Genomic DNA, 2295 nt, shown 5'->3' on the forward strand with positions numbered 1-2295 from the left:
AGATCACCACACTGGACAACCACGCGCCCGCCCCGCCGGCCCTGGACCTCGGCGGCAAGTAGCCGTCCTCCCGCGCGGGCATCGGCCGCGACGGCCCGGAGGGGAGCCGTCGCGGCCTGCGCGTGTCCGCCGGAGTTTCCGGTCGAACCCTGACGTGAACCGTTCGAAGCGCTCGGACGATCGGCTCCGCCCGTCCTGACGTCCCTTCCTGTACGGATCCGCTCTCCTCATGGGAGCCCTCGTACCCCGTACCGAGAAGGTCCTCGCCACCACCGCCCCGGTCCTCGCCGCCACCGGCGCTGTCGCGAGCCCGGCTCCGGCCGGCCACCCGATGCCGGTGAGCCCGGAGGACGGTGTCGCTCGCCCGCCGGAAGTCCTGGCGCACCGCTCGACCGTCGATGCGGCCGGTGCGCACCTCGGCCTCATCGGAGTACGGCCGCGATCCACGTACCGTCCTGCGCGACGGAGTACGCCGCCCACCGCTCATCACCCCGACCGCACTCTCCCCGGCTCTGGAAGCACACCGCTCCCGGACGCCACTCGGGTACGGAGACGGCCGGGGCTCGTCGCCGGCGTCTCCGGATCACCCACGGATCACCCACGGATCACCCACGGAGACCGTCGCGTGCCTGCACAGGCCCGACGACGTCCCCTCGGTTTCCCGTTCCGGGCCGGGGACGCGCAGTGGAGATCGAGGCTGCGCCCACCACGGCACACGCGAAGCCCACCGGCCGGGCATGGCCCGCGCCTCGATGCCGGGGACCTCTTCCACGGGGCCGGGACGATGACCGAGGAGATCCGGGCCGCTCCGGCCTGCCCGAGGGCGGGAGGGAGCCGGTCCTCCCGTGGGACCCCTCGGCGCCCGCCGTTACCCCTCGGCGCCCGCCGTCACCCGCCGGTGCCCGTCACGTCGTACGCGCCGTCCCCGTCCCCTTCTCCGCGTCCAGGGCGTAGACGCAACGGTCCTTGCTGCAGGCGTAGACGACCCCGTCCCGGACGACCGGGGAGCCGGTGATCTCGCCGCCGGTCGCGAGTTTCCATCTCAGCCGGCCGTCGTCGGCCTTCAGGGTGTAGAGGAGATGGTCGGTGGAGCCGAAGTGGATCCTGCCCTCGGCGACCGCGGGGGCGCCGACGATGTCGCCGCCGGCCTGGAAGCGCCACTTGGGCGTGCCGGTGACGGCGTCCAGGGTGTAGAGGCCCTTTCCGCTGCCGACGTGGACGTGCCCGGCGGCGACCAGGACCGGCTCCACGGAGGAGCGGGCCTCGGTGGCGATGCGCCAGCGGTCGCGGCCGTCGGTGGCGTCGAGGGCGTAGACCGTACCGAGGTAGTCGGCGAGGTACACGCCGCCGCCGGTGACGGCCGGGCCGGGCACGAAGACGGGCGGCGAGAGGAAGACCGCGGGGGCCTCGAAGTGCCAGCGGACGTGCCCGCCGGCGATGTCCAGGGCGAGGACGCGGGTACCGGCGGAGACGTACACGTACCCGTCGGGCGCGGGGGTGAGACGGATGGGGACGCCTCCGCAGGAGGCCGCGTCGCCGATGGGGTACGACCAGCGCTCGTCGCCCGTACGCGCGTCCAGGGCGCGCAGGCGTGCGTCCTGCCAGACGTAGACGGTGCCGTCGTGGACGGCGGGGCCGGCCTCCGGGGCCTCGAAGTCGGTCTGGCAGCCGGTGACCTCCCACAGTCTCTGGCCGGTGGACGCCTCCCGTCCCTGCACGCCGCCGCCGCGGGTGCCGGTGACGACGGTGCCGCGGTCGACCCGGAGGGAGTACACCCAGGCGTCCGTGGACAACCGCCACAGGTCGCCGCCCTCGCGGGCGTCCAGGGCGAACAGGGTGGGGCCGTCGGAGGCGTGGATCCGGCCGTCGGCGACCGCCATCGACCAGGCGACGTCCCGGGTCTTGAACCGGCGCCGTCCGGTGGCCACGTCGAGGGCGTGCACCTCGAAGGAGGTGACGTAGACGAGGTCGCCGGCGACGGACGGGGTGCCCCAGACGTCGTTGGACATCCGGAAGCGCCACGGCCGCCAGCCGCTCGGCTGTTCCGGCGCCGCGGCGGGTGCGCCGGCCGGGGCGGGGTCGGCGCCGTTGACACCGGCGCGGGACGTGGACCAGGAACCGGCGAGAGCGGCCTCCGGCGGGGGCGACTTGACGGCGGCGGCGCGCACGTCCGCGACGCGCGGGCCGGGACCGATGGGCACCGCGGCGCCGGCCAGCCGGACCGGACCCGGGTCGGGGACGCCGACCGGCACCGGCGGAAGCGGCGGGACGACGGGGTCGTGCGGGGGCGGGGGC

1 protein-coding gene is annotated in these 2295 nt (G+C 75.3%); it reads right to left on the reverse strand.

From position 1 onward, the window contains the following. Nucleotides 1–905: 905 nt before the first annotated feature. A partial coding sequence (locus AOK11_RS10710) for an outer membrane protein assembly factor BamB family protein (RefSeq protein ID WP_157869321.1) occupies nucleotides 906–2295 on the reverse strand: 1390 nt, incomplete at its 5' end.

Source organism: Streptomyces hirsutus, assembly GCF_001418415.1.
In the GTDB taxonomy this organism is placed as follows: domain Bacteria; phylum Actinomycetota; class Actinomycetes; order Streptomycetales; family Streptomycetaceae; genus Streptomyces; species Streptomyces hirsutus.